Here is a 21,903-nt window from a genome sequence, read left to right on the forward strand (position 1 = left end):
CCCTCAGCACCTCGACGAGTCCGGTCGGCGTCGGCATGCCCCGCCGCTCCGCCGCCGCTTGCGCGCAATCCGTAGCCGACGCCCTCGGCCAGCAATCTGCTGCAATCTGTGAGCGCCATCGCAGCAACCACCGCGCATCCTGGATCTCCAACCACCAGGACTCGGAGGCGACATGGCGCTCAGGTTCCTCGGCACCACCAGCGATGACGGTGACTGCCCCACCCTGTACGAGATCGAGGGCACCGACGAGATCCTCGTTCAGGGCGACCGCGAGACCGACCCGCAGCACCTGGTGCAGCTGCGGGACGTCAAGCCGTCCGAGACATTCGTCCGCGTCCCCCGCAGCCTGCTCACCCGCTTCGCGCCCCGCAGCGCTGCGCCCGAGCTCCAGCCGTTCGCCTCGATCTCGCACCTGTTCAGCGAGTTCCGGCACACCGCGTTCCGGCTGGAGACCCGCCGCGGCTACGCCTCTGACCGTCGGTCCCCGCTCTGGCCGAAGTGGCTCGCCGGTGAGGACGTCGCCGCCGAGCCGGCCAACGCGTGGCGGCAGAACGTCCGCGTCCAGGTCGAGCAGGGCAAGCGGTTCGAGCGCGTTCGCCTGGTCGACGAGCCCCTGCCCCAGGGGCAGCAGTTCTTGCTGGCCCGCGCCCCCAGCAACGTCGAGGCCGGGGAGGACATCCGCTGTCTCCCGCGCAGCAAGGCCTGCGCCCTGCGTCTGCCGGACTACGACTTCTGGCTGTTCGACTCGAAGATCGTGGCCCGGTTCGCGTTCGACGAGGACGACACCACCCTCGGCGTGTACGTCACTGAGGACCCCGCCGAGGTGCTCGCTGCCTGCCAGGCCCGGGACGCCGCCTGGCATCACGCGGTACCTACAGTCGAGTTCGCGAAGCGGGTAGCTTCGACTGTGTGACCACCGACTTCCAGACCGCACGCGAGGCCCTCGGCGCGCGGCTGCGGGAGCTGCGCACCGAGGCCGGTCTGGAAGGCAAGGACATCGCCAACGTGCTGGGCTGGCAGACGTCGAAGGTCTCCCGGCTGCAGAACGGCAAGCAGGCCCCGACCCGCGCCGATCTGACCGCGTGGGCGAACGCGGTTGGCCGACCGGACGCCGAGCCCGAACTGCACGGCCTTCTCGCCAGCCTGGACATGAAGCAGCGGCACCGGTCGTGGCGTCGGCAGCTCGCGGGTGGGCACCGCGGCAGGCAGGAGATCGCAGTCCGGCAGACCGAGAACACGACGCTGATCCGGGGGCTTGAGGTCTCCCGCGTCCCGGGCCTGTTCCAGACCCCCGAGTACGCGCGGGTCATCTTCGACAGTAACGCCAAGTTCCGTGGGATTCCGCCCACCACCGAGGCGGCCGTCGAGACGCGCATGCGCCGTCAGGAAGCGCTGTACGACCCCGCCAAGACGTTCCGGTTCCTCGTCTGCGAGGCCGCCCTGTACCACCGCTCGTGCCCGGTCGAGGTGATGGCCGAGCAGCTCGACCGGCTGTACAACCTCGTCGGGCAGCGGCACGCCTTCTGGATCTACGACCGGCGACTCGTCATCGTCGAGACCATCAGCGAGGAACTGTGGCTGACCGGTGACGACGACGTCCAGCTGTACGAGCGGGCATGGGACTGGCTCGCCGAGTCCGCCGAGTACGGGACGCCGGCGCGGCGTCTGATCGGCCGCGCGAGGGCGTCTCTCGACCTCACCTGAGCAACCAGCCGCAAGCCTCCTCACCCTGTGCGCAATCCCGCGCAACCGTGCCGCGTGCCTGCAATCACCCTGCATACCGTCCGGGTCATGGCCCACCCGATGAGCATCGCCCAGCGGTACGAGGCCGGAGACGTATGGCTCGCCGACTGCCACACGCACCCGGCACTCGTGTGGCAGGCATGGCACGCCGGCACCCTCGCCGAGATCGAGAGCGGCGCACACTGGCTGATCGCCGAGTCCACCATCACCCAAGGTCTGCCCGCCGCAGCCCGGATCCGGGAGGAGCAGCGCGGGCCGGTACTCATGGCCCCCTACGCGAACGTGGCGTGGTGGCTGGTGCCGCTCGACGCCGCGGAGGAACTCGCCGACGTCCGGCAGCTCCACGTCCGGCACGCAGGCTGGACGCTGCGCTGCCCGCCGACGGGCCGCGAGATGGAGCGCATGCAGTGGCTCTGGGATCCCGATGGAACCGGCCACCTCAATGACCCTGCCGTACTCGCCGCCGCCTTCGGCCCTGGCGGGTACCGACACCCCACGGAGGCACCGGCATGACCAGCACCGAGACGGAGACCCCTGTCCCTGAGACCGTCGACCCCGAGGCGGAGTACCAGCAGCTCAGCAGAGAGCTCTTGAGGAATACGAAGATTCGGCGTCACCGGGCAGCCGTCCAGGCCCTGGCCGAGGAGCGGACCATTCTGTCGCTGCCAGCCGTGCAGCAGGTGCTGATCGTCGGCAGCCGCAAGGGGCGCGCGGCGCACTTCCCAGCGCTATCCGGCCTCCAGTACGCCCTGGGCCTGGACGAAGAGCAGCGCACCTTCCTCGCGCTGGTCATGTCGATGGTTGGCCTGGGCATCACCACCCTGGCCTCCGTGGAAGACCTCGACGAACGCCGCCTGCCGATCATCCTCCGCGCGATCCTGCGGCTGGCCGGCAACGACACGATCGCCGTCGGTACCCGCCTGTAGCCCGGGGCCCCGAACAGGGGTCGTTGTCGGGCTGCGGCCCCCTACGCTGCACGGTCGTTGGACACCAGCAGCAACCAGCGATCGGAGACCCCATGGCAGGTATTGAGTTCGAAGCGAAGACCCTCGACGTCGACCCCGCGAAGATCGCACGGCTCATCACCGAGGCCGGGGGCACGTGCACGAACGGAACCCGGCTCATGCGGCGATACGTGTACGACACCATCCCGGCCGTCCCCGGCCGATGGGTGCGGCTACGCGACACCGGAACCGACGTCACCCTGTGCGTCAAGCAGATCACCACGGACGCCGTCGACGGGACCCACGAGACCGAGGTCACCGTCGACAGCTTCGAGGAAGCCGCCGCGCTGCTCCAGCTCACTGGCCTGACACCCCGCAGCTACCAGGAGAACCGGCGCACCTCGTACACCCTCGGCGCGCCGTCCGCCTCGAGGTCGACGAGTGGCCCCGCATCCCGCCGTACCTGGAGATCGAGGCCGACGACGAAGCGCAGGTGTGGACGACCGCCGCAGCGCTGGGCATCGGCCACGACCAGCTCACCTCGATCAACACCACCAAGGTCTACGGCCTGTACGGCATCGACCTGGACTCCATCGCCGACCTGCGTTTCGAGTAGGCCGGCGCCTGCTACTCCGGCCGGGGCACCGCGCCCCGACCGGCCCGGAGAAGGGGGGCACCATGCACGACTTGAGCGACGTGCCGGTGGAAGTGAAACCGGACCGGACCTTGCGCGTGAAGATCATCGACGCGTGCGGTCTCGCCTGTTCGTTCTGCCACAACGAGGGAACACCCGTCGCCGCACCGGGCCGTACCGGGCGGGTCTCCATCTACCTCCGCACCAACGGCGCCGACTTCCTGCCCGCCCGGATCGCAGCCGACGCCGACTTCGCTATGGCCCTCGCTGCCGTGCGCGGCAGCCTCCCGACGAACGAAGTGCACTTCACCGGCGGTGAGCCCACGCTGCACCCCGACCTGCCCGGGCTGATCACCATCGCCCGGCGCATCGGACTCACCGTCGGGCTCACCTCGAACGGCGAGAACGGCGCCGCGGTCCTTCCCGCCGCCGCAGCAGCCGGCCTCGACCGCATCAACCTGTCCGTGTTCGGCACCACACCGACCGAGCTCGCCGCCGTACAAGCACCTCGCCTCGCCTCACCGAAGCTCGCCGAGCGCAAGCTGGCGGCCCTCGACGCGACGATCGAAACCGCGACCGCCCACGGCATCAAGGTCTCCGCCAACATCGTGATCCCCGACCGCGGCCACGTCGACCGCGTGCTCCGCATCATCGAGCGGCACGGCCGCTCCGTCGTGGTCCGGATGCTCGTGTCACTGGAGGACGGGGGCGCCTCCCTGGCCGCCATGCAGGCTGTCGTCGACCACCTGGGCGCCCTGCCGGTCCGCCGCATCATCACGGCCGGGGCGTCCGATCAGCGGGTGCGGTACCGCTTGCCCGACGGGCGCACGCTGTACGCGAAGAGCATCCGTCCCGTGCGCCTACCCGAGACGTGCGCCGGCTGCCGGTTCAACAACCCGGACGACTGCCAGAAGGGGTACTACGGGGTTCGGCTGTACCGCGCCGTGGACGGCCCGTTCATGGTCGGCGTGTGCATCCAGCGCATGGACCTGTGCGTGTCGCTCGGCGAGTTCGTGATGAGCCAGCGCTGCCGTGAGGTAGCGACCTTCCGCGACGACGAGACGGCTCGGCTGACGCGGCTGCACGCCGTTCCGGAAGCAACCGGCGGACCGCACCCCGGCTGACCACCGGCCCGGGTCGGCCCCACAGGTGCCCGCCCGTCCTCTGCACCCCCGTCCTTGTGGCGAGAGGGCGGGCGGGGCACGACACGCCTGAGGGGTGGGCGCTGAGTCCCACCCCTCACCGCTGCTGGGGTTCTACCACCGGAACGCCATCACAGCTTCCAGAAGGTCGCCTGAACGCCGCCACGCGACGCCACTTCCTTGCGGCCGACATCCACTACAAGCTGGCCGAAGTCCCTACCGGCGATGGCCACGTTCAGCACAAGCGGCTGACCGCTGGCCGACGCGCCCGCCGGGCTCGGCGTGTATCTGGCGCCGCCGCGCTGGAGGGTGTTGAGCATGGACGCCCAGGCGCCCTGCTGCATCTTGCGGCGCGTGTCCGGGCCCGAGTACACCCGGCTGCCGAACGGGAGCCTCACGAGCTCAGGCTCGTGCTCGCCGACCATGGTCCAGCCGGAGCGGAGACCACCCGTCGCGGCGCCGATGATGCCACCGCTCGCCTTCTTGCCGAACCCCTTCTCGATGGCCTTCTCCAGCGCCGAGGCCAGCTTGTCCATCGCCGTCGTGAGCTTCGACTGCTGCGACGTCAGCACCCGTTCTACCGGTAACCAGGTGGACGCACGTCCGCCCGGGTCGTTCGCCACCCGCGGGGGTCGGGACTAGTACCGACCCCTTCGCCGCCCCGCTACGAGGCAGCCGCAGCCCCCACTGCCACGCCCACCGCGCCCAACTACGAGGCCGTCGGCAACCGCTGCCGCCGTAGTGCGCGCCGCTCCTTCTCCGACAAGCCACCCCACACGCCGCGCAACTCCGGGTGCTCGAGGGCGTAGGCCCCGCACGGCTCGACGTACAGGCACGGCGTACAGAGCGACTTCGCCGCCCCCGTCCTCCCGTCGGTCTCGAAGAACGCGTCCGGATCCACCCGGCACGGCAGAGGCTCCCGGGCCTCGAGGACGAACGACGGGATACCCAGCTCGAGCGCCGGCCGCGCGCCGAGCCTGTTGTCGCAGCTCACTCGGCACCCTCATTCAGGCGCCAGTTCATCCCCAGCACCGCCACGCCGGCCGCCAGGAAGCCCGCCGTCGTCGACCACGTGAACGCGGCCGTCGCCAGCAGACCCAGCCCCGCCGCATCCATCAACTCCGACCGCACCCGAGCCAACGCCTCGACGACCCGCCGCCCCCGCTTCACCGCCCCACCCCTGCGACTCCCGCCACCGCTCAGCCGCCAACACCAACGCCGCCTGACGCCGCGGATCCCCCGGCTCCAACGCATGCCACGCCTCCGACCCGTACTCCGGCACCGTCGCCAACACCGCCAACTCCTCGCGCACCCACGACGCCGTCTCATCCATCAGACCCCCCCCTCCCGCCCTCTACGCGCCCGCTCAGCCCCCGAGACACCACGACCCCACCCAGAGCCCTGACCGGTCCGTAAGACCGCCCACAGCACAGCCACGAACCCCGTCGTCGCACAGACCACGGCCACCGCCGCGAACATCCATCCGTTCATCCGACTCACTCCTCGTTGTCGCCAGACCCGCCAACACTCACAGCGGAGCCAACCCAGTCCAGTTTCCAAACCCACCAGGGCGGTCAAGCCCGCGCCGCAAGCCGCACCCGCCTCGCAGCCGCACGCCGCCGCGCCACCGGATGCCGGGCCCGCCACGACCGGACGGCGCACACCGTCCACAGGACAGCCGCCACGCCGTGGAGACCGATGGAGATCGCGTTCAAGGTCATCGGGGTTCCTCTCTCGCCGGGTTGGCCGGCCGCCGGTCGACGGCCGGAGTCTGTGGTGAGTCGGCGGTGTCGCCGTCCTGCTGCTCGTCGGCCTGGTCGTCCTCGTCGACGCCGCGGCGGACGTCCTGCCGCTGGAGCTTCTGTGCGTGCCGGGCGGCAAGTCCGTGCTGCCGGGCCTCGGCGAGTTCCTGCCGGCGCCGCTTGTCCGCCTCGGCCCTGAGGCGGACGGCCGCGATCCGGGCCTGTATCTGCTGCTCGACGTGTGAGGTCACCGTGCGCCCCCTCGGGTGGGTTGTGGCCAGTTGCGGGAGTCGCGGAACCAGGAGGCGAGCAGCGCGGCCTGCTCCCAGCCGAGCCGCTCGTAGATCTTCTCGGCGTCGTCGCGGTACGGCCCGGGGTCGGGATGGTCGTACACGTAGCCCCGGACCGCGGTGGCGATCTGCACGGCACGGTCCCAGCCGCGTTCCGCGACGAGCACCTCGGCGACGGACAGGTAGAGGGAGGGGGGCTCGGTCACGGCATCTCCCCGGCATGAGAGGGCGTTCCGGCCGCCGGGTTGTTCCCTGTTCCCCACCTACGGTGTGGGAACAAGGAACAGGTACCGCGTTCCCTGATCAGGAACAGTGCGGGGAACAGGTCTGAGCTGCGCGTTTTTTCTCCGGGGAACAGGAGGGAACAGGCAGGGAACAGAAGTTGTGCCCCAGGGGGAGGGAACAGGTGAATTCAGGCATCTCACGTGCCCCTCTGCGCCTTGAATCGCTTGGTCACCTCGGCAGCCACGGTGTCCTTCCCGGGGAACGCAATGCTGCGCTCGGCACACCAGGCCCGGAGCTTCTCCCGACCCAACGGCGGAGCGTTCCGCGCCAACAGCTCATCCACGTACGTCTGAATCAGTTGGTCCTGCTGTCGCTGCTCTGAGGCGTCGGTGATCTCGTGGCGGGTCTGGCCAGCCGTCCACAGGCCGCTGAGCCCCTTGTGACCGCGGCGCACCATGTTGATGAAGTCGTCGCCGATGCCGGTACGGTGTGCGTGCGCTTCATCCGGATCGTGGTGACGACCGTGTCGCCGGTCTCGTCCCGGCTGGTGTTCTCGTCGACTCGGCTCAATTCCCATACGTGGTCGACGTCCTGGGACTTCGCCGACGAGCCGCGGCTGCCCCGCTCGGTGTCCTTGCCCATGTGGTCGAGCCGGACGCAGGCGATGCCCTGGTCTTTCAGCGGGGCGTGCAGGCGCCGGTACAGGGCCAGCCACGTATCCGAGTCGTTCTCCTTGCCCTCGATGAACCGGGACACGGTGTCGAGGACGACGACGTTCGGAGAGCTGGCCTCCACGATCGCCATCAACTCGGCGATTGCTACCGGTGCCGCGTCCAGGCACCCTGGCTTTTCAAGGGCGCAGTTCGTGCCGGGCGCCAGATCCTCGAAACGCAGAAGAAGTTGTTCGAAGCGTTGCCTTGGGATGCGAGGGCTGGATATGCCGCCTCACCGGATGAGGCGGAAACGAAGGCGGCGAAGCGACTCGACACCACACCCGAGTACGTCGCGTACACGGCGCGCGAGCTCTGGGGTCGTGGCCTCGCTGATGAGCGGGACGCGCGACTTGCGGGCCGCCCCGATGCTCCGGCCTCTCCGCGCGCCCTTCAGGCCGCCCGCGGCCACATCACGCGAGCCTTGCTCGACGAGATGGAGCCAGCCATCCGTGAGCACGAAAGCGCCGGCGTCAGCCGCCTCCGCGCTACAAGACCGTGAAGACAGAGACCGGGGGCAAGAGGGTTCGCGAGGAGTTGGGGGGAGAAGCGAATGGCTAGCGTCTATGACCGCTGGCACCTGTCCCGCCCGAAGCAGGGCGCCGAGCCGTGCGCGGAGCACTCCAGCAAGACCCGCGTGCTCGTACCCAGCGCGGACCATGGCAAGGGGAAGCGCTGGCAGGTCCGTTGGCGCGACGCGGCCGGCGAGCAGCAGAAGGAGAACTTCGCCAAGCGCAGCCAGGCCGACACCCGCGCAGCCACCATCGAGGCCGACCTCGCCCGCGGCCTGTACGTCGACCCGGCGGCCGGCAAGGAGAGCTTCCGGTCCGTTGCCGAGCGCTGGCGGACCACGGCGGTACACCGCAGCGGGACGGCCTCGCGCGTCGAGCGGGCGCTACGGATCCACATCTATCCGACGTTCGGCGACCGGCCGATCGTCTCCATCCGCCCGTCGGAGGTGCAGGCCTGGGTCAAGGACCGGTCGCAGGTCCTCGCCCCTTCCACGCTGCGGATCACCTTCGCCTACCTGGTGACCGTGATGCACACGGCCGTGCGAGACCGGACTATCGCCATCAACCCGTGCGCCGGCATCAAGTTGCCCGAGGTTCGGCGCCCCGAGATCGTGCCCCTGCACAAGGAGGCGGTGCGCGCCCTGATCGAGGCGGCCCCGCCCCGGTACCGGGCGATGATCCTTCTGGCCGTGGCCTCGGGGCTGCGGCAGGGGGAGGTGTTCGGCCTGGAGGTCGACTGCATCGACTTCCTACGGCGGGAAGTGACGGTGCGGCAGCAGCTCATCGTGCCGGACAAGGACGCCGACGCCGACGAGGGCGAGACGCCCGAGCCGTACCTCGGCGAGCCCAAGACCCACAAGAGCTACCGCACGGTGCCACTGGTCGGCCTGGCGGTTGACGCCCTGGCGGCCCATCTTCAGCAGTACCCGGCCGCCGTGGTGGACATCGAGGACCGAACGGACCCGCGCAAGCCGAAGCGCCGCAAGGCGCAGATGCTGTTCACCACCGACCGTGCCGACGTCGTCAAGCGCGCCAGCTGGTCGCACGTGTGGACGCGCATGGAGGAGAGGGCGAACGAGGCCCTCAGCAAGCAGTACGCCGAGGAGTACGCGGCGTGGGTGCAGCGCGGCCGGCCGGAAGGGCAGGAGCCTGCGCCCGTGCGGGTGCCGGACGGGGCGAGCATGCACGACCTGCGGCACTTCTACGCCTCGGCGCTGATCAAGAACCGCGAGAGCGTGAAGACGGTGCAGCGGCGACTGGGCCACTCGAAGCCGTCGATCACGCTCGACATCTACACCCACCTGTGGCCCGACGACGAGGACACGACACGGGCGGCCGTCGAGGCGGTCCTCGGCGATGTGCCCGCGTTGTGCCCTCCCATCAAGATCATTTCCGGATAGTGCAGGTCAGCGACTCAGCTCACCGGTAGTTCACGAACTGCATGGCGAAGTCGAAGTCCTTGCCCTTCAGCAGGGCGATGACGGCCTGAAGGTCGTCACGGCTCTTGGAGCTGACCCGCAGCTCCTCACCCTGCACCTGTGCCTTCACGCCCTTGGGGCCCTCGTCGCGGATGGTCTTCGCCACCTTCTTCGCGTTCTCCTGGGAGATGCCCTCCTTGATCGACGCGAAGATCTTGTACTCCTTGCCGGAGAGCTGGGGCTCGCCCGCGTCCAGAGCCTTCAGCGAGATGCCACGCTTGATCAGCTTGGACTGGAAGACGTCGAGGATCGCCTTCACCCGGTCCTCGGAGTTCGCCTCCATGAGGATGTTCTCGCCGGACCACGAGATCGAGGCACCCACGCCCTTGAAGTCGTAGCGCTGGGAGATCTCCTTGGCGGCCTGGTTGAGTGCGTTGTCGACCTCCTGCCGCTCGACCTTCGAGACGATGTCGAAACTGGAGTCGGCCATGTCCTGTGGCTCCTTGTATCGGGTGCGAATCGTGCGTACCGGCGTACGTGGGCGGCCGCCGGGCCTGTTCAGATCCCGGGCCGCATCCGGACAAGCCTAGCCACCCCCCGCCCTGCGGGCGCCGATCAATCGGGTGGCGAAGCACCCCTCCGCATCAGGTATTGTTTACGTCGTTGCCACGGAGCACCGCCGAAAAAGGCGGTTCGACAGGCAGCGACCCCGGCGGTGTGCCCGAGCGGCCAAAGGGAGCAGACTGTAAATCTGCCGGCTCAGCCTTCCCAGGTTCGAATCCTGGCGCCGCCACACGGGAACAAGGGCCCGTGACCTGCGAACGCAGCAGGTCACGGGCCCTTTGTCGTGCGGTCGGACGCTCGGCCGTCGAGCAGGGGCTGAGGTGACGGTGCAGCGCCTTGTCCATAGAATCGAACACGTGAACGATGAACCGCCTTCTCGGCTCGACCTGCTGCGATTCGCGCGCCGCGTGGTGGTTCAGCAGGCGAAGGCGGCCATCGCCCAGATCGACCGGTGGATCGCAGTGGAGGAGCGCCGCGAGGCTGAACGGCGGCGGGGCATGGAAGCCCGGCCGCCCGCGCCCGCCTGGTTGCTCGAACAGGGCCTGTCCGGGCGGGACGCGGTGTACGTGCACGTCGGTGATTGCTGGAACGCGGGGAAGCGCTCGAAGGGGATGGGCCGGGATGAGGCGCGCCGGGCTCTCGCCGACGGAGTCAAGCCCTGTCCCCAGTGCCGGCCGGACAGCGTGCTGGGATTCCTCGACTAGTCGTCCCCGCCGCTCTGCTGCGAGCCGGATTTCCGGCTTGCGCTGCGGGCCAGTTCGCTGCCGAGCAGTGTCACCTTGGCCACACCACGCGCCCAGCGCGGGGCGTCGCCCCGCGCCGCCCAGAAGACACAGACGCAGCCGCCTATGACGAGCAGGACGACGACCGACAGTACGAGCATGAGCATGCTCGTCCCCCCCCCAATTTCGTGTGATGGACCGCGCCATCTTCTCAGGCGGGCCCCGAGGGCCAGGACGGCATCCGACCGGTGCCCTGGGGGGAGGTGCGGAGGAGAAGACCACGGGGCGGGGCACAGGCATACGTGAGCCGCTCGCGCGGCACACTGGCCCCATGTCCTCCCGTCGCAGAACCTGCCCCGAGTGCCGTCGCGAGATCGCCGTCGTCGCCGGGCGGTACGCGCGCCACGACCCGCCCGGCGCCCGGGAACACGGCGAACTCACCTCGTGCCCGGGCTCCCGCCGCCAGGCGAGGCCCGGCCCGGAACAGCCCTCCCTGGACGGCTACGCGGTACCCGACTTCCCGGGCCAACTGCCTCTGTTCTAGGGCGGGTTCCCGGTCGTCAGTTCCCTGCCACCGACTTCACCGCCACGGACACCGGAGCCGGCCCGCTGATCAGCTCCAGCGTGAGGCCGGCCGTCGCGGGCGTGTCCACCAGCTCCGCCAGCACGGCGGCCACGTCGTCACGCGGAATCGGTCCGCGGCCCGTGTGCGCCTCCAGGCGTACGAGGCCGGTGCCGGCGTCGTCGGTGAGCTGACCGGGGCGCAGAATCGTCCAGTCCAGGGCGTCCAGACCGCTGACGTACGCGTCCGCCTCGCCCTTGGCGCGCAGGTACACGTCGAAGATCTCGTCGCCCTCGTGCCGCGGGTCGGCGCCCATGGACGACACGATCACGAAGCGCCGTACGCCCGCCTCCACCGCCGCGTCCGCGAAGAGGACCGCCGCGGCCTTGTCCACCGTGTCCTTGCGGGCCGCCCCGCTGCCCGGCCCCGCGCCCGCTGCGAACACCGCCGCATCGGCACCCCGCAGCCGCTCCGCGACCTCGTCCACGGACGCCGACTCCAGGTCGAGCACGACCGGTTCGGCACCGGCCGCCCGCAGATCGTCGGCCTGCCCGGCCTTGCGGATGATCCCCGCTACCTCGTCCCCGCGCGCGGCGAGCAGCCGCTCCAGCCGCAACGCGATCTGACCATGACCACCAGCGATGACAGTACGCATGCCTTCGACCGTACGCCCGGACGGCACCGTCTGCCGCACGACTTGAGCCACACCCCCCTGTCCACGCCCCGCTCTCCACAGGCCCTACGACAACTGCCCCCGCCCCTGCCGCGGCAGCCCCAGCTCCACCGAAGCCGCCGAACTGCAGTACTCCCGCACCGCGCTGGTCCGCGCCACCACACGCCCCCGGTGCACCACCACCCGGCTGTACGCCAGCGACAGCGCCCCCGCGAGCCCGTCCCCGCGCACGGCGAGCAACTCGGCCGGGAAACCCGCCTCCAGCCGCACCTCCGGCAGCCCCAGCACCGCCCGCGCCGACCCGCTCACCGCGTCGTACGCCTCCACGGGCGACAGGCCGTAGCGCGAGGCCAACAGGAATGCCGCCTCCAGGGGGTCGCCGCGCCCCACGGGGTTCGACACGTCCCGCAGCGCCCCGCTCCCGGCGGCCACCCGCACCCCGGCCGCGCGCAGCAGCCGCACCGGAGCCGCACCCCGCCGGTCCACGCCACCGCAGCCGCCCTGCGGCAGGCACACCACCGTCACCCCGGCCGCCGCCAGTTGGTCCGCGGTCCGCGAGGCCACCTCCGAGGGCAGCCGGCCGAGATCGCCGCACGGGCTGAGGGTCACCCCGGGACGCAGCCCGCCCGCCATCGCCGCGAGCCGGGCCAGCCGCGCCGGATCCCCGGCGTCCGTGTGCAGGTCGACGGGACAGCCGTGCTCGGAGGCCACCTCCAGGACCGCCTCCACGTACCCCGCCGGATCCGGGTCGAGATCCGGCCGGCCGCCCACGACCGAGGCGCCCATCTTCACCGCGTCCCGCAGCACCGCAAGCCCGTCCGCCCCGGCCACCCCGGTCAGCACCCGGGGCATCGCCACCGTCGTCAGCTCGGCCAGTCCCCGCAGCGCCCGCCGCGCCTGCAACACGGCCGCCAGCGCGCCCAGCCCCTGCACGTCCCCCACGCGCACGTGGGCCCGCACCGCCGTCGCCCCGTGCCCGAGCTGGAGCAGCGCGGCCTCGGTCGCCCGGCGCTGGACGTCCTGGGGCTCGTACGAGACCGGGCCCCGGGCGTCGGCCGACAACGCCGTGTCGGCGTGGGCGTGCGGCTCGGCCGGGGCCGGAAGCAGCAGGTAGCCGCCCAGATCCACTCGCTCCCCGCACGCGCGCGTGCCGCCCGCCGCCAGGCTGCCGGCCGTGCCGACCGCCTCGATGCGCCCGCCCACCAGCCGTACGTCCACGGTCCGGCCGTCGGTGAGCCGCGCCCCGCACAGCAGCAGCGACGACGGGTCGGCCGGACCCGGCGAGGACGACGGGGGCGGCGGCTGCGGCTGGCTGTCGGGCATCGCGCTCCTGGGGCTCGGCTGCGCACGCGAGGACGCATGATCACTCAGAGTGAGTCGAGCCTAGGACGGCCTCCCGTCCGTCGCGGGGAGGAGCGCAATAGTCGTACCGGCGTGGTCCGCCGTACGGAACGAGAGGCACGCGCGAGGCTGCTGTGCGGACGGTGGTGCGGCCCGGGCGGGTACCCCGAAACGGATTTGGGTGAACGGCCGCGGAGCGTGTAATGTCTTCATCGCTCGCCCCAATAGCTCAGTCGGCAGAGCGTCTCCATGGTAAGGAGAAGGTCAACGGTTCGATTCCGTTTTGGGGCTCTGGTGTGAACGGTTCCCGTCGCGAGGCGGGGGCCCGATCACATCAAAGCGGTGTAGCTCAGTCGGTAGAGCAAGCGGCTCATAATCGCTGTGTCACCGGTTCAAGTCCGGTCACCGCTACTGACAGTAGCCGATTGCGGGGTCGGTCCTTCGATCGGCTACTCTTCTTGCGTTAAACAGTCCATCCGTTCGTCTTAGGAGCACTCACGTGGCTGCCACCGACGTCCGCCCGAAGATCACGCTGGCCTGCGTGGAGTGCAAGGAGCGGAACTACATCACCAAGAAGAACCGGCGTAACAACCCGGACCGTCTTGAGATGAAGAAGCACTGCCCGCGTTGCAACGCGCACACCGCGCACCGCGAAACGCGATAAATCAGGCTCGTACGTGAGGCCGTTCCCGAGTGATCGGGGGCGGCCTCGCGTCGTTGAATGACCCGTACCGTTCAGTAGCGGAACCAGGAGGTGCCGGGCCATGGCGCTCGATCAGTCCTTCGTGGGGCGGACGTACCCGCCCACCGAGCCCTACGAGGTGGGCCGGGAGAAGATCCGTGAGTTCGCCGAGGCGGTCGGGGACGCCAACCCGGCGTACACGGACGCGGAGGCCGCCAAGGCGCTCGGCCACCCCGATGTGATCGCGCCGCCGACCTTCGTCTTCTCGATCACGTTCAAGGCCGCCGGACAGGTCGTCCAGGACCCCCAGCTCGGCCTGGACTACAGCCGAGTGGTGCACGGCGACCAGAAGTTCGCCTACCGCCGCCCGGTCCGTGCCGGCGACCGGCTCACGGTCACCTCCACCATCGAAGCGATCAAGTCCCTCGCGGGCAACGACATCCTGGACATCCGCGGCGAGGTCCACGACGAGGCCGGCGAGCACGTCGTGACCGCCTGGACCAAGCTCGTGGCCCGCGCGGCCGAGGAGGCGTGAGCGATCCCATGACGGCGAAGATCTCCTACTCCGACGTCGAGGTCGGCACCGAACTGCCCGCGCAGAGCTTCCCGGTGACCCGTGCGACCCTCGTCCAGTACGCGGGTGCCTCCGGCGACTTCAACCCGATCCACTGGAACGAGAAGTTCGCCAAGGAGGTCGGCCTGCCGGACGTCATCGCGCACGGCATGTTCACCATGGCCGAGGCGATCCGCGTGGTCACCGACTGGACCGGCGACCCGGGCGCGGTCGTCGAGTACGGCGTCCGCTTCACCAAGCCCGTCGTCGTCCCGAACGACGACCAGGGCGCCGTGATCGAGGTCGCCGGCAAGGTCGCGGCCAAGCTCGACGACAACACCGTCCGCGTGGACCTCACGGCGACGAGCGCGGGGCAGAAGGTGCTCGGCATGTCGCGTGCGGTCGTGCGGCTGGCCTGAGACGGCAGACGACCGGGTAAGGGGCGCTCTCCATCGCGAGGCGCCCCTTGCGCGCATCAGGCACCCGTATGCGGTCATCGGCACCCGCTTGACGTAGTTAGTGATTGAGTACTAACTTACTCGTATGGCCAGGATGAGTGCGGAGGAGAGGCGCGAGAGCGTCATCCGCGCGGCGACGACCGAGTTCGCGCGCGGCGGCTACCACGGCACGTCCACCGAGGCGATCGCCCGGCGGGTCGGTGTCTCGCAGCCGTATCTCTTCCGGCTCTTTCCGGGCAAGAAGGCGATCTTCCTGGCGGCGGCCGAACGCTGCGCGGAGGACACCATCCGCACCTTCGCGCAGGCCGCCGAGGGCCTGGAGGGCGAAGAGGCCCTGCACGCCATGGCGAACGCGTACACCAAGGTCATCGCGGAACGGCCCGAGCGGCTGATGATGCAGTTGCAGACGTGGGTCGCCGTGGCGGCCGCCGAGCAGGAGGGCGACCGCGAGTTCGGGGAGTCGGTCCGCGCCGGCTGGATGCGCCTGTGGGACACCGTCCACCTGCCGCTGGGTGCCGACGTCAACGAGACCACGACCTTCATGGCCTACGGCATGCTCGTCAACTGCCTGGTGGCCATGGGCTTTCCTCCCCAGCACCGGGTCTGGGAGGGGCTGTATCCGTCGGCGAGGCTCAAGGGCCGGCTGGAGAAATGACGGGGCAGGGCGTACGGCTGCGCCTTTTCATGCGCGCGAAAGTTAGTAATCAATAACTAATCGATCAAGCGAATCACTCTCTGGGGGAGAGATGTCACAGCAGATCGCACGCCACGGGGGAGCCGCCTGGGCCCTCGTCATCACCAGCGTCGCCGGATTCATGGCGGCTCTCGACAACCTCGTCGTCACCACCGCCCTGCCCTCCATCCGGGAGGACCTCGGCGGGGGACTGCACGACCTGGAATGGACCGTGAGCGCCTACACGCTCACCTTCGCCGTCCTGCTGATGTTCGGCGCGGCCCTCGGCGACCGGTTCGGCCGCCGCCGGCTCTTCATCGCCGGGCTCGCCGTCTTCACCGGCGCCTCCGCCGCGGCGGCCCTGGCACCCGGCATCGACTCGCTCATCGCAGCCCGCGCGATCCAGGGCGCCGGCGCGGCGGTGATGATGCCGCTGACGCTCACCCTGCTCACCGCGGCCGTGCCCGCCGCCAAGCGGGGCATGGCGTACGGCATCTGGGGAGCCGTCAACGGACTCGCCGTCGCCTCCGGGCCGCTGGTCGGCGGCACCCTCACCGAACACATCTCCTGGCAGTGGATCTTCTGGCTGAACGTTCCGCTCGGTCTGGCCCTGCTGCCCCTCGCCCGCCTCCGCCTCGCCGAGTCCCACGGCACCGGCGCCCCGCTCGACATCCCCGGCACCCTGCTCGCCAGCGGCGGCCTCTTCGGCATCGTCTACGGCCTGGTCCGCGGCCCCGTCGACGGCTGGACCGGCTCGATGGTCCTGACGGGCCTGTTCGCGGGCTCCGCGCTCCTCACCGGCTTCGTCCTCTACAGCACGCGTGCCGCCAACCCCATGCTCCCCATGCGGCTCTTCCGCTCCCGGGCCTTCGCCGGCATCAACGCGGCGAGCCTGCTGATGTTCCTCGGCATGTTCGGCTCGATCTTCCTGCTCAGCCAGTACATGCAGGGGGTCCTCGGCTACTCGCCCACCGAGGCGGGCCTCAGGATGCTGCCCTGGACCGGCATGCCGATGCTGGTCGCCCCGATCGCCGGTATCCTCGCCGACCGCATCGGCGGCCGCCCGGTCGTCGCCGCGGGCCTTTTCCTCCAGGCCCTGGGCCTCGGCTATATGTCGGTCGTGGCCACGGCGGACGCCTCCTACGCCGCCCAGCTGCCCGCCCTGATCGTCAGCGGCATCGGCATGGCCCTGTTCTTCGCCCCCGCCTCGCACCTGGTGATGTCCAGCGTCCGGCCCTCGGAGCAGGGCATCGCCTCCGGTGCGAACAACGCCCTGCGCGAGGTGGGCGGAGCGCTCGGCATCGCCGTCATGGCGTCGATCTTCGCGGCGCAGGGCGGCTACGAGACCGGCCAGACCTTCGTCGACGGCATGCGCCCCGCACTGGTGACGGGCTCCGCGGTGGTCGCCCTCGCGGGCGTCGCGGCCCTGCTGATCCCGACCCGGCGCCACGCCGAGCCGCAGGCCGCCCCGTCCGAACCGGCCCCCGTGCTGGAGACCGCGTCCCACTGACCCGACGACCCGAAGGAGAGCGGTCATGCCCACCCTTCCCTGGACCGTCCCCAACACCCCGCCCAGCGACACCGAGGTGCACGTCTTCGCCTCCCGCTTCGAGACGCGCACCCTGTGGGGAGCGCTGAAGTTCCTCGCCGGGACGCCCGCCGTCTGGCGCCAGGTGCGCCGCAGCCCCGGCGTCTACGGGGCGACCCTGAAGGCGAAGCCCCTCCACCGGACCTTCTGGACGCTGTCCGCCTGGGAGTCCAAGGCCGCACTCCAGGACTTCGTCCGCACGGGCGCACACGGACCCGCTGCCCGGGGCCTCGCCCCGCAGATGAAGGACGCGAGCTTCACCACATGGCAGGCGAGCAGCGACGACCTCCCGCTCTCCTGGCCGGAGGCCATGCGCCGCCTGCCCTGAACGACACCACGCGTGCGTGCGGCCCCCGTCTCCCGGACGGGGGCCGCACGCACGCGTGCCAGAGCCTGACAGTGCCGTCTCGTACTCTTGAGCCCGTGCAGGAACTCCACGACGCCCCCCTCGCCCCCCTGACCACCTTCCGGCTGGGCGGCCCCGCGACCCGGCTGGTCACCGCGACGACGGACGACGAGGTGATCACCGTCGTACGCGAAGCCGACGAGACGGGCACCCCGCTGCTCCTCATCGGCGGCGGCTCGAACCTGGTCATCGGCGACAAGGGCTTCGAGGGCACCGCCCTCGTCATCGCCACCAAGGGCTACTCCCTCGACGGCACGAGACTGGAACTGGCCGCCGGCGAGGTGTGGACCGACGCCGTCGCCCGCACGGTGGAGGCGGGCCTGGCCGGCATCGAGTGCCTGGCCGGCATCCCCGGCTCGGCGGGCGCGACCCCCATCCAGAACGTCGGGGCGTACGGCCAGGAAGTCTCCTCGACGATCACGGAGGTCGTCGCCTACGACCGCCGGACCGGCGAGACGGTCACCCTGGCCAACGAGGACTGTGCCTTCTCCTACCGCCACAGCCGCTTCAAGTCCGATCCCGAGCGCTATGTGGTCCTGCGCGTCCGCTTCGCTCTGGAGGACGCCGAGGGCCTGTCCGCCCCCCTCAGGTACGCCGAGACGGCCCGCGCCCTCGGTGTCGAGGCAGGCGACCGCGTCCCGCTCGCCTCGGCCCGCGACACCGTGCTCAAGCTGCGCGCCGGCAAGGGCATGGTCCTGGACCCCGAGGACCACGACACCTGGTCGGCGGGCTCCTTCTTCACCAACCCGATCCTCACGGACGCCGATTTCGCTACGTTCCGCGCGCGGGTGCGGGAGCGCCTCGGTGAGGGCGTGGAGCCGCCCGCGTATCCCGCGGGGGAGGGCCGCACCAAGACCTCCGCGGCCTGGCTGATCGACAAGGCGGGCTTCACGAAGGGGTACGGCGACGGGCCGGCCCGCATCTCCACGAAGCACACCCTGGCGCTGACGAACCGGGGTACGGCGACCACGGAGGATCTGCTCGCCCTGGCCCGCGAGGTGGTGGCCGGGGTTCGGGAGGCCTTCGGGATCACGCTGGTGAACGAGCCGGTGACGGTGGGAGTGAGCCTGTAGGCACCCGGCGTCCGTGCCAGGGCCGGGCGGCTCCACAGCCCGGCGCGGCCCCGGCCCACAACCCGGCGGCAGGCTCTACGGCCGCAACCAGTCGTCCACCCCGGCCAGCAGCTTCGCCTTCACATCCTCCGGTGCCGCCGACCCCCGGACGGACTGCCGCGCCACCTCCGCCAGTTCCTCGTCCGTGAACCCGTGATGCCGCCGCGCGATCTCGTACTGCGCGGCAAGACGTGACCCGAACAGCAACGGGTCGTCCGCGCCCAGCGCCAGCGGCACCCCCGCCTCGAACAGCGTCCGCAGCGGCACATCCTCCGGCTTCTCGTACACCCCCAGCGCCACGTTCGACGCCGGGCACACCTCACAGGTCACCTGCCGGTCCGCCAGCCGCTTCATCAGCCGGGGATCCTCCGCGGCCCGCACTCCGTGCCCCACCCGGTTCGCGCCCAGGTCGTCGAGACAGTCCCGCACCGACGACGGCCCCGCCAGCTCGCCCCCGTGCGGCGTCGACAGCAACCCGGCCTCCCGCGCGATCCCGAACGCACGGTCGAAGTCCCGCGCCATGCCCCGCCGCTCGTCGTTCGACAGCCCGAACCCGACGACCCCCCGGTCCGCGTACCGCACCGCCAGCCGTGCCAGTGTGCGCGCGTCCAGCGGATGCTTCATCCGGTTCGCCGCGACCAGCACCCGCATACCGAGCCCGGTCTCCCGCGACGTCGTCTCCACGGCGTCCAGGATGACCTCCAGCGCCGGGATCAGCCCGCCCAGCCGCGGCGCGTACGACGTCGGATCGACCTGGATCTCCAGCCAGCCCGACCCGTCCCGCAGATCCTCCTCCGCGGCTTCCCGCACCAGCCGCTGGATGTCCTCCGGCTCCCGCAGACACGAGCGCGCCGCGTCATACAGCCGCTGAAAGCGGAACCAGCCCCGCTCGTCCGTCGCCCGCAGTCTCGGCGGCTCCCCGCCGCTCAGCGCCTCGGTCAGCGCGTCGGGCAGTCGCACCCCGTGCTTGTCGGCCAGTTCCAGCACGGTCGTGGGCCGCATCGACCCGGTGAAGTGCAGGTGCAGATGGGCTTTCGGCAGCTCAGAGACATCACGTACACGCTCCATTCGAGGATCCTGCCGTACGCCCCGACCGTCCCGGTAGCGGTTTCCCCGAACGTGGTCTTGCTCGCACTCCCACACGAGAAAGCGGACCGCTCCCCGAAAGGGGAACGGCCCGCTCCGACCACTCACCTGAGGAGTCAGTCCTTGGCCTCCGCCAAGAGCTTCTGCATCCGGCTCACGCCCTCGACGAGATCCTCGTCACCCAGCGCGTACGACAGCCGCAGATACCCGGGCGTGCCGAACGCCTCACCCGGCACCACCGCGACCTCGGCCTCCTCCAGGATCAGCGCGGCCAGCTCGACCGTGTCCTTGGGGCGCCGGCCCCGGATCTCCTTGCCGACCAGCGCCTTCACCGACGGGTACGCGTAGAACGCGCCCTCCGGCTCCGGACACACGACGCCGTCGATCTCGTTCAGCATCCGCACGATGGTCTTGCGGCGCCGGTCGAAGGCCTCCCGCATCTTCTCGACGGCGACCAGGTCACCGGAGACGGCGGCCAGCGCGGCGGCCTGGGCGACGTTGGACACGTTCGACGTGGCGTGCGACTGGAGGTTCGTCGCGGCCTTGATCACGTCCTTCGGGCCGATGACCCACCCGACCCGCCAGCCGGTCATCGCGTACGTCTTCGCGACACCGTTCACCACGACGCACTTGTCGCGCAGCTCGGGCAGCACCGCCGGCAGCGACACGGCGGACGCGTCGCCGTAGACCAGGTGCTCGTAGATCTCGTCGGTCATCACCCACAGGCCGTGCTCGACGGCCCAGCGGCCGATCGCCTCGGTCTCCTGCTCGCTGTAGACCGCGCCGGTCGGGTTCGACGGCGAGACGAAGAGGACGACCTTCGTCTTCTCCGTACGGGCCGCCTCCAGCTGCTCGACGGTCACCCGGTAGCCGGTCGTCTCGTCGGCGACGACCTCCACCGGGACACCCCCGGCCAGCCGGATCGACTCCGGGTACGTCGTCCAGTAGGGCGCGGGCACGATGACCTCGTCGCCCGGGTCGAGGATCGCGGCGAAGGCCTCGTAGATGGCCTGCTTGCCGCCGTTGGTGACGAGGATCTGCGACGCGTCGACCTCGAGGCCCGAGTCGCGCAGCGTCTTCGCGGCGATCGCGGCCTTCAGCTCGGGCAGGCCGCCGGCCGGCGTGTAGCGGTGGAACTTCGGGTTCTTGCAGGCCTCGATCGCGGCCTCGACGATGTAGTCCGGAGTCGGGAAGTCGGGCTCACCGGCGCCGAAGCCGATCACCGGCCGCCCGGCGGCCTTGAGGGCCTTGGCCTTGGCGTCCACGGCGAGGGTGGCGGACTCGGAGATCGCGCCGACTCGGGCGGAGACCCGGCGCTCGGTGGGAGGGGTTGCAGGGCTCATGCGCCCCATCGTTTCAGACTGGAAACGTGCGCGGCACGGGGGTTTCACAGACTGAACAACGCCGGGCGCATCCCTGAACACCAGTCCGGATCGGCCGCACGGCCTGGGCGATCTTCACCCGGAGTCCAGCCGTCCGCTCCCCGCTCCACCGGCGATCTTCCGCCAACGAGGCCTTGCCGGAGCCCTTTCTGTTCGACGACCGGCCGCAGACCACGTACACTCTCACCTCGTTGGCCTCTCGCAGGCCGCGCCCGTTCGGTGCACACCAAGCATCCGGACGAATGCGGTACGTTGGGGGACACACAAAGGGTCGTAGCTCAATTGGTAGAGCACTGGTCTCCAAAACCAGCGGTTGGGGGTTCAAGTCCCTCCGGCCCTGCTACACACACCTTCGCCAGGATGTGTGCGCATGTACGTACAGCAATGCACCGCCGTGCGGCTCAGACCGGGCGCGGCACGGCCACGACCCGGAATCAGGTGAGGACGAGTGACGGACGCCGTGGGCTCCATCGACATGCCTGATGCCCAGGACGAGGCGCCGGAGTCCAAGAAGACCCGCAAGGGCGGCAAGCGCGGCAAGAAGGGCCCGCTGAAGCGGCTCGCCCTCTTCTACCGCCAGATCGTCGCGGAGCTGCGCAAGGTCGTCTGGCCGACCCGCAACCAGCTGACGACATACACGACCGTGGTGATCATCTTCGTGGTCGTCATGATCGGGCTGGTCACCGTGATTGACTATGGGCTCAGCAACGCCGCCAAGTACGTGTTCGGCTGAGCCGCCCG

The 21,903-nt window shown here is 70.3% G+C and carries 28 protein-coding genes, 4 tRNA genes and 1 pseudogene; 21 read left to right on the plus strand and 12 right to left on the minus strand.

Annotated elements, in window-relative coordinates:
* Positions 1-172 precede the first annotated feature (172 nt).
* From AC07F0_RS09725 to AC07F0_RS09750, 6 genes and pseudogenes are all read left to right on the plus strand, one after another.
* Positions 173-913: a DUF6879 family protein gene (locus AC07F0_RS09725; protein WP_478976558.1), complete on the plus strand. Its 741-nt coding sequence runs from the start codon at positions 173-175 to the stop codon at positions 911-913.
* On the plus strand, positions 910-1,704 hold the full coding sequence (locus AC07F0_RS09730) for a helix-turn-helix domain-containing protein (protein ID WP_478976561.1): 795 nt from the start codon (positions 910-912) through the stop codon (positions 1,702-1,704). The genes AC07F0_RS09725 and AC07F0_RS09730 overlap by 4 nt, the downstream gene beginning before the upstream one ends.
* A gap of 87 nt (positions 1,705-1,791) precedes the next feature.
* Positions 1,792-2,256: a hypothetical protein gene (locus AC07F0_RS09735; RefSeq protein WP_478976563.1), complete on the plus strand. Its 465-nt coding sequence runs from the start codon at positions 1,792-1,794 to the stop codon at positions 2,254-2,256.
* Positions 2,253-2,669 (plus strand): hypothetical protein, encoded by a 417-nt coding sequence (locus tag AC07F0_RS09740; RefSeq protein ID WP_478976566.1) that lies wholly within the window; start codon positions 2,253-2,255, stop codon positions 2,667-2,669. The genes AC07F0_RS09735 and AC07F0_RS09740 overlap by 4 nt, the downstream gene beginning before the upstream one ends.
* Positions 2,670-2,761: 92 nt before the next feature.
* Positions 2,762-3,303 (plus strand): annotated as a pseudogene (locus AC07F0_RS09745) (class IV adenylate cyclase).
* Positions 3,304-3,365: 62 nt separating this feature from the next.
* Positions 3,366-4,445 carry a radical SAM protein gene (locus tag AC07F0_RS09750; RefSeq protein ID WP_478976569.1) on the plus strand — a complete coding sequence of 360 codons (1,080 nt, stop codon included), beginning with the start codon at positions 3,366-3,368 and terminating at the stop codon, positions 4,443-4,445.
* Between the two features lie 149 nt (positions 4,446-4,594).
* Here AC07F0_RS09750 and AC07F0_RS09755 read toward each other — a convergent pair whose 3' ends face one another.
* The 6 genes from AC07F0_RS09755 to AC07F0_RS09780 all read right to left on the minus strand — a co-directional run bounded on the left by AC07F0_RS09755 (position 4,595) and on the right by AC07F0_RS09780 (position 7,524).
* Positions 4,595-5,035: a hypothetical protein gene (locus AC07F0_RS09755; protein ID WP_478976572.1), complete on the minus strand. Its 441-nt coding sequence runs from the start codon at positions 5,033-5,035 to the stop codon at positions 4,595-4,597.
* Between the two features lie 137 nt (positions 5,036-5,172).
* Positions 5,173-5,457, minus strand: coding sequence for a WhiB family transcriptional regulator (locus AC07F0_RS09760; RefSeq protein WP_478976575.1), 285 nt, complete (start codon positions 5,455-5,457; stop codon positions 5,173-5,175).
* Positions 5,454-5,633 carry a hypothetical protein gene (locus tag AC07F0_RS09765; RefSeq protein ID WP_478976578.1) on the minus strand — a complete coding sequence of 60 codons (180 nt, stop codon included), beginning with the start codon at positions 5,631-5,633 and terminating at the stop codon, positions 5,454-5,456. The genes AC07F0_RS09760 and AC07F0_RS09765 overlap by 4 nt, the downstream gene beginning before the upstream one ends.
* A 547-nt stretch (positions 5,634-6,180) precedes the next feature.
* Entirely contained in the window at positions 6,181-6,456 is a 276-nt protein-coding gene (locus AC07F0_RS09770; protein ID WP_478976581.1) for a hypothetical protein, read from the minus strand.
* Positions 6,453-6,701: a hypothetical protein gene (locus tag AC07F0_RS09775; RefSeq protein ID WP_478976584.1), complete on the minus strand. Its 249-nt coding sequence runs from the start codon at positions 6,699-6,701 to the stop codon at positions 6,453-6,455. Before AC07F0_RS09775 ends, AC07F0_RS09770 begins: the two co-directional genes overlap by 4 nt.
* Positions 6,702-7,074: 373 nt before the next feature.
* Entirely contained in the window at positions 7,075-7,524 is a 450-nt protein-coding gene (locus tag AC07F0_RS09780; protein ID WP_478976586.1) for a hypothetical protein, read from the minus strand.
* 459 nt (positions 7,525-7,983) lie between these two features.
* Between AC07F0_RS09780 and AC07F0_RS09785 the strand changes: the two genes are divergently transcribed.
* Positions 7,984-9,342: a tyrosine-type recombinase/integrase gene (locus AC07F0_RS09785; protein ID WP_478976589.1), complete on the plus strand. Its 1,359-nt coding sequence runs from the start codon at positions 7,984-7,986 to the stop codon at positions 9,340-9,342.
* Between the two features lie 19 nt (positions 9,343-9,361).
* Here AC07F0_RS09785 and AC07F0_RS09790 read toward each other — a convergent pair whose 3' ends face one another.
* Positions 9,362-9,850 (minus strand): YajQ family cyclic di-GMP-binding protein, encoded by a 489-nt coding sequence (locus tag AC07F0_RS09790; RefSeq protein WP_086563244.1) that lies wholly within the window; start codon positions 9,848-9,850, stop codon positions 9,362-9,364.
* A gap of 221 nt (positions 9,851-10,071) precedes the next feature.
* On the opposite strand from AC07F0_RS09790, the gene AC07F0_RS09795 reads away from it, so the two are divergent.
* A tRNA-Tyr gene (locus tag AC07F0_RS09795) sits at positions 10,072-10,153 on the plus strand.
* 91 nt (positions 10,154-10,244) lie between these two features.
* On the plus strand, positions 10,245-10,628 hold the full coding sequence (locus AC07F0_RS09800) for a DUF6233 domain-containing protein (protein WP_478976592.1): 384 nt from the start codon (positions 10,245-10,247) through the stop codon (positions 10,626-10,628).
* Here AC07F0_RS09800 and AC07F0_RS09805 read toward each other — a convergent pair.
* The gene (locus tag AC07F0_RS09805; RefSeq protein WP_478976595.1) at positions 10,625-10,813 is read right to left on the minus strand and encodes a hypothetical protein; all 189 of its coding nucleotides are present in this window, start codon (positions 10,811-10,813) and stop codon (positions 10,625-10,627) included. The two genes, AC07F0_RS09800 and AC07F0_RS09805, sit on opposite strands and share 4 nt — an antisense overlap.
* A gap of 164 nt (positions 10,814-10,977) precedes the next feature.
* Here AC07F0_RS09805 and AC07F0_RS09810 point away from each other — a divergent pair, with 164 nt between their 5' ends.
* A complete protein-coding gene (locus tag AC07F0_RS09810) occupies positions 10,978-11,190 on the plus strand; it encodes a hypothetical protein (RefSeq protein WP_020275027.1) in 213 nt (70 codons plus the stop codon).
* A 16-nt stretch (positions 11,191-11,206) separates the two neighbouring features.
* Here AC07F0_RS09810 and AC07F0_RS09815 read toward each other — a convergent pair whose 3' ends face one another.
* Together AC07F0_RS09815 and AC07F0_RS09820 are read right to left on the minus strand one after the other, a co-directional pair.
* Positions 11,207-11,863 (minus strand): NAD(P)H-binding protein, encoded by a 657-nt coding sequence (locus AC07F0_RS09815; protein WP_436725744.1) that lies wholly within the window; start codon positions 11,861-11,863, stop codon positions 11,207-11,209.
* An 84-nt stretch (positions 11,864-11,947) separates the two neighbouring features.
* Positions 11,948-13,204: an amidohydrolase family protein gene (locus AC07F0_RS09820; RefSeq protein ID WP_478976597.1), complete on the minus strand. Its 1,257-nt coding sequence runs from the start codon at positions 13,202-13,204 to the stop codon at positions 11,948-11,950.
* 236 nt (positions 13,205-13,440) lie between these two features.
* Here AC07F0_RS09820 and AC07F0_RS09825 point away from each other — a divergent pair.
* The 9 genes from AC07F0_RS09825 (at position 13,441) to AC07F0_RS09865 (ending at position 18,655) form a co-directional block, all read left to right on the plus strand.
* A tRNA-Thr gene (locus AC07F0_RS09825) sits at positions 13,441-13,513 on the plus strand.
* A 47-nt stretch (positions 13,514-13,560) separates the two neighbouring features.
* A tRNA-Met gene (locus tag AC07F0_RS09830) sits at positions 13,561-13,633 on the plus strand.
* An 88-nt stretch (positions 13,634-13,721) separates the two neighbouring features.
* A complete protein-coding gene (gene rpmG, locus AC07F0_RS09835; protein ID WP_003948671.1) occupies positions 13,722-13,886 on the plus strand; it encodes a 50S ribosomal protein L33 in 165 nt (54 codons plus the stop codon).
* A gap of 100 nt (positions 13,887-13,986) precedes the next feature.
* Positions 13,987-14,439, plus strand: coding sequence for a MaoC family dehydratase N-terminal domain-containing protein (locus tag AC07F0_RS09840; RefSeq protein WP_010036815.1), 453 nt, complete (start codon positions 13,987-13,989; stop codon positions 14,437-14,439).
* Between the two features lie 8 nt (positions 14,440-14,447).
* Complete coding sequence (locus AC07F0_RS09845) at positions 14,448-14,876, plus strand: MaoC family dehydratase (RefSeq protein ID WP_356929884.1); 429 nt, start codon at positions 14,448-14,450, stop codon at positions 14,874-14,876.
* 124 nt (positions 14,877-15,000) lie between these two features.
* Positions 15,001-15,570, plus strand: a complete 570-nt coding sequence (locus AC07F0_RS09850; RefSeq protein WP_478976600.1) for a TetR/AcrR family transcriptional regulator — start codon at positions 15,001-15,003, stop codon at positions 15,568-15,570.
* A 91-nt stretch (positions 15,571-15,661) separates the two neighbouring features.
* Entirely contained in the window at positions 15,662-17,098 is a 1,437-nt protein-coding gene (locus AC07F0_RS09855; RefSeq protein ID WP_478976602.1) for an MFS transporter, read from the plus strand.
* 25 nt (positions 17,099-17,123) lie between these two features.
* Positions 17,124-17,504, plus strand: a complete 381-nt coding sequence (locus AC07F0_RS09860) for a DUF3291 domain-containing protein (RefSeq protein WP_478976605.1) — start codon at positions 17,124-17,126, stop codon at positions 17,502-17,504.
* Positions 17,505-17,599: 95 nt separating this feature from the next.
* On the plus strand, positions 17,600-18,655 hold the full coding sequence (locus AC07F0_RS09865; RefSeq protein ID WP_478976608.1) for a UDP-N-acetylmuramate dehydrogenase: 1,056 nt from the start codon (positions 17,600-17,602) through the stop codon (positions 18,653-18,655).
* 75 nt (positions 18,656-18,730) lie between these two features.
* Here AC07F0_RS09865 and AC07F0_RS09870 read toward each other — a convergent pair whose 3' ends face one another.
* Positions 18,731-19,762 (minus strand): adenosine deaminase, encoded by a 1,032-nt coding sequence (locus AC07F0_RS09870; protein WP_436725738.1) that lies wholly within the window; start codon positions 19,760-19,762, stop codon positions 18,731-18,733.
* A 134-nt stretch (positions 19,763-19,896) separates the two neighbouring features.
* Positions 19,897-21,123: a pyridoxal phosphate-dependent aminotransferase gene (locus tag AC07F0_RS09875; RefSeq protein ID WP_478976611.1), complete on the minus strand. Its 1,227-nt coding sequence runs from the start codon at positions 21,121-21,123 to the stop codon at positions 19,897-19,899.
* 306 nt (positions 21,124-21,429) lie between these two features.
* On the opposite strand from AC07F0_RS09875, the gene AC07F0_RS09880 reads away from it, so the two are divergent.
* Positions 21,430-21,502 (plus strand) — tRNA-Trp (locus AC07F0_RS09880).
* Positions 21,503-21,610: 108 nt separating this feature from the next.
* Positions 21,611-21,895, plus strand: coding sequence for a preprotein translocase subunit SecE (secE, locus tag AC07F0_RS09885; protein WP_356925171.1), 285 nt, complete (start codon positions 21,611-21,613; stop codon positions 21,893-21,895).
* Positions 21,896-21,903: the final 8 nt, after the last annotated feature.

The organism is Streptomyces sp. NPDC045955 (assembly GCF_056430805.1).

What these genes read in the sequence shown, in the direction of transcription:
- AC07F0_RS09725 (WP_478976558.1), top strand. Translation starts at nt 173, where the DNA reads ATGGCGCTCAGGTTCCTCGGCACCACCAGCGATGACGGTGACTGCCCC.
- AC07F0_RS09735 (WP_478976563.1), top strand. Translation starts at nt 1,792, where the DNA reads ATGGCCCACCCGATGAGCATCGCCCAGCGGTACGAGGCCGGAGACGTA.
- AC07F0_RS09740 (WP_478976566.1), top strand. Translation starts at nt 2,253, where the DNA reads ATGACCAGCACCGAGACGGAGACCCCTGTCCCTGAGACCGTCGACCCC.
- AC07F0_RS09750 (WP_478976569.1), top strand. Translation starts at nt 3,366, where the DNA reads ATGCACGACTTGAGCGACGTGCCGGTGGAAGTGAAACCGGACCGGACC.
- AC07F0_RS09780 (WP_478976586.1), bottom strand. Translation starts at nt 7,524, where the DNA reads ATGGCGATCGTGGAGGCCAGCTCTCCGAACGTCGTCGTCCTCGACACC.
- AC07F0_RS09785 (WP_478976589.1), top strand. Translation starts at nt 7,984, where the DNA reads ATGGCTAGCGTCTATGACCGCTGGCACCTGTCCCGCCCGAAGCAGGGC.
- AC07F0_RS09790 (WP_086563244.1), bottom strand. Translation starts at nt 9,850, where the DNA reads ATGGCCGACTCCAGTTTCGACATCGTCTCGAAGGTCGAGCGGCAGGAG.
- AC07F0_RS09805 (WP_478976595.1), bottom strand. Translation starts at nt 10,813, where the DNA reads ATGCTCATGCTCGTACTGTCGGTCGTCGTCCTGCTCGTCATAGGCGGC.
- AC07F0_RS09810 (WP_020275027.1), top strand. Translation starts at nt 10,978, where the DNA reads ATGTCCTCCCGTCGCAGAACCTGCCCCGAGTGCCGTCGCGAGATCGCC.
- AC07F0_RS09815 (WP_436725744.1), bottom strand. Translation starts at nt 11,863, where the DNA reads ATGCGTACTGTCATCGCTGGTGGTCATGGTCAGATCGCGTTGCGGCTG.
- AC07F0_RS09820 (WP_478976597.1), bottom strand. Translation starts at nt 13,204, where the DNA reads ATGCCCGACAGCCAGCCGCAGCCGCCGCCCCCGTCGTCCTCGCCGGGT.
- AC07F0_RS09840 (WP_010036815.1), top strand. Translation starts at nt 13,987, where the DNA reads ATGGCGCTCGATCAGTCCTTCGTGGGGCGGACGTACCCGCCCACCGAG.
- AC07F0_RS09845 (WP_356929884.1), top strand. Translation starts at nt 14,448, where the DNA reads ATGACGGCGAAGATCTCCTACTCCGACGTCGAGGTCGGCACCGAACTG.
- AC07F0_RS09850 (WP_478976600.1), top strand. Translation starts at nt 15,001, where the DNA reads ATGGCCAGGATGAGTGCGGAGGAGAGGCGCGAGAGCGTCATCCGCGCG.
- AC07F0_RS09855 (WP_478976602.1), top strand. Translation starts at nt 15,662, where the DNA reads ATGTCACAGCAGATCGCACGCCACGGGGGAGCCGCCTGGGCCCTCGTC.
- AC07F0_RS09860 (WP_478976605.1), top strand. Translation starts at nt 17,124, where the DNA reads ATGCCCACCCTTCCCTGGACCGTCCCCAACACCCCGCCCAGCGACACC.
- AC07F0_RS09870 (WP_436725738.1), bottom strand. Translation starts at nt 19,762, where the DNA reads ATGGAGCGTGTACGTGATGTCTCTGAGCTGCCGAAAGCCCATCTGCAC.
- AC07F0_RS09875 (WP_478976611.1), bottom strand. Translation starts at nt 21,123, where the DNA reads ATGAGCCCTGCAACCCCTCCCACCGAGCGCCGGGTCTCCGCCCGAGTC.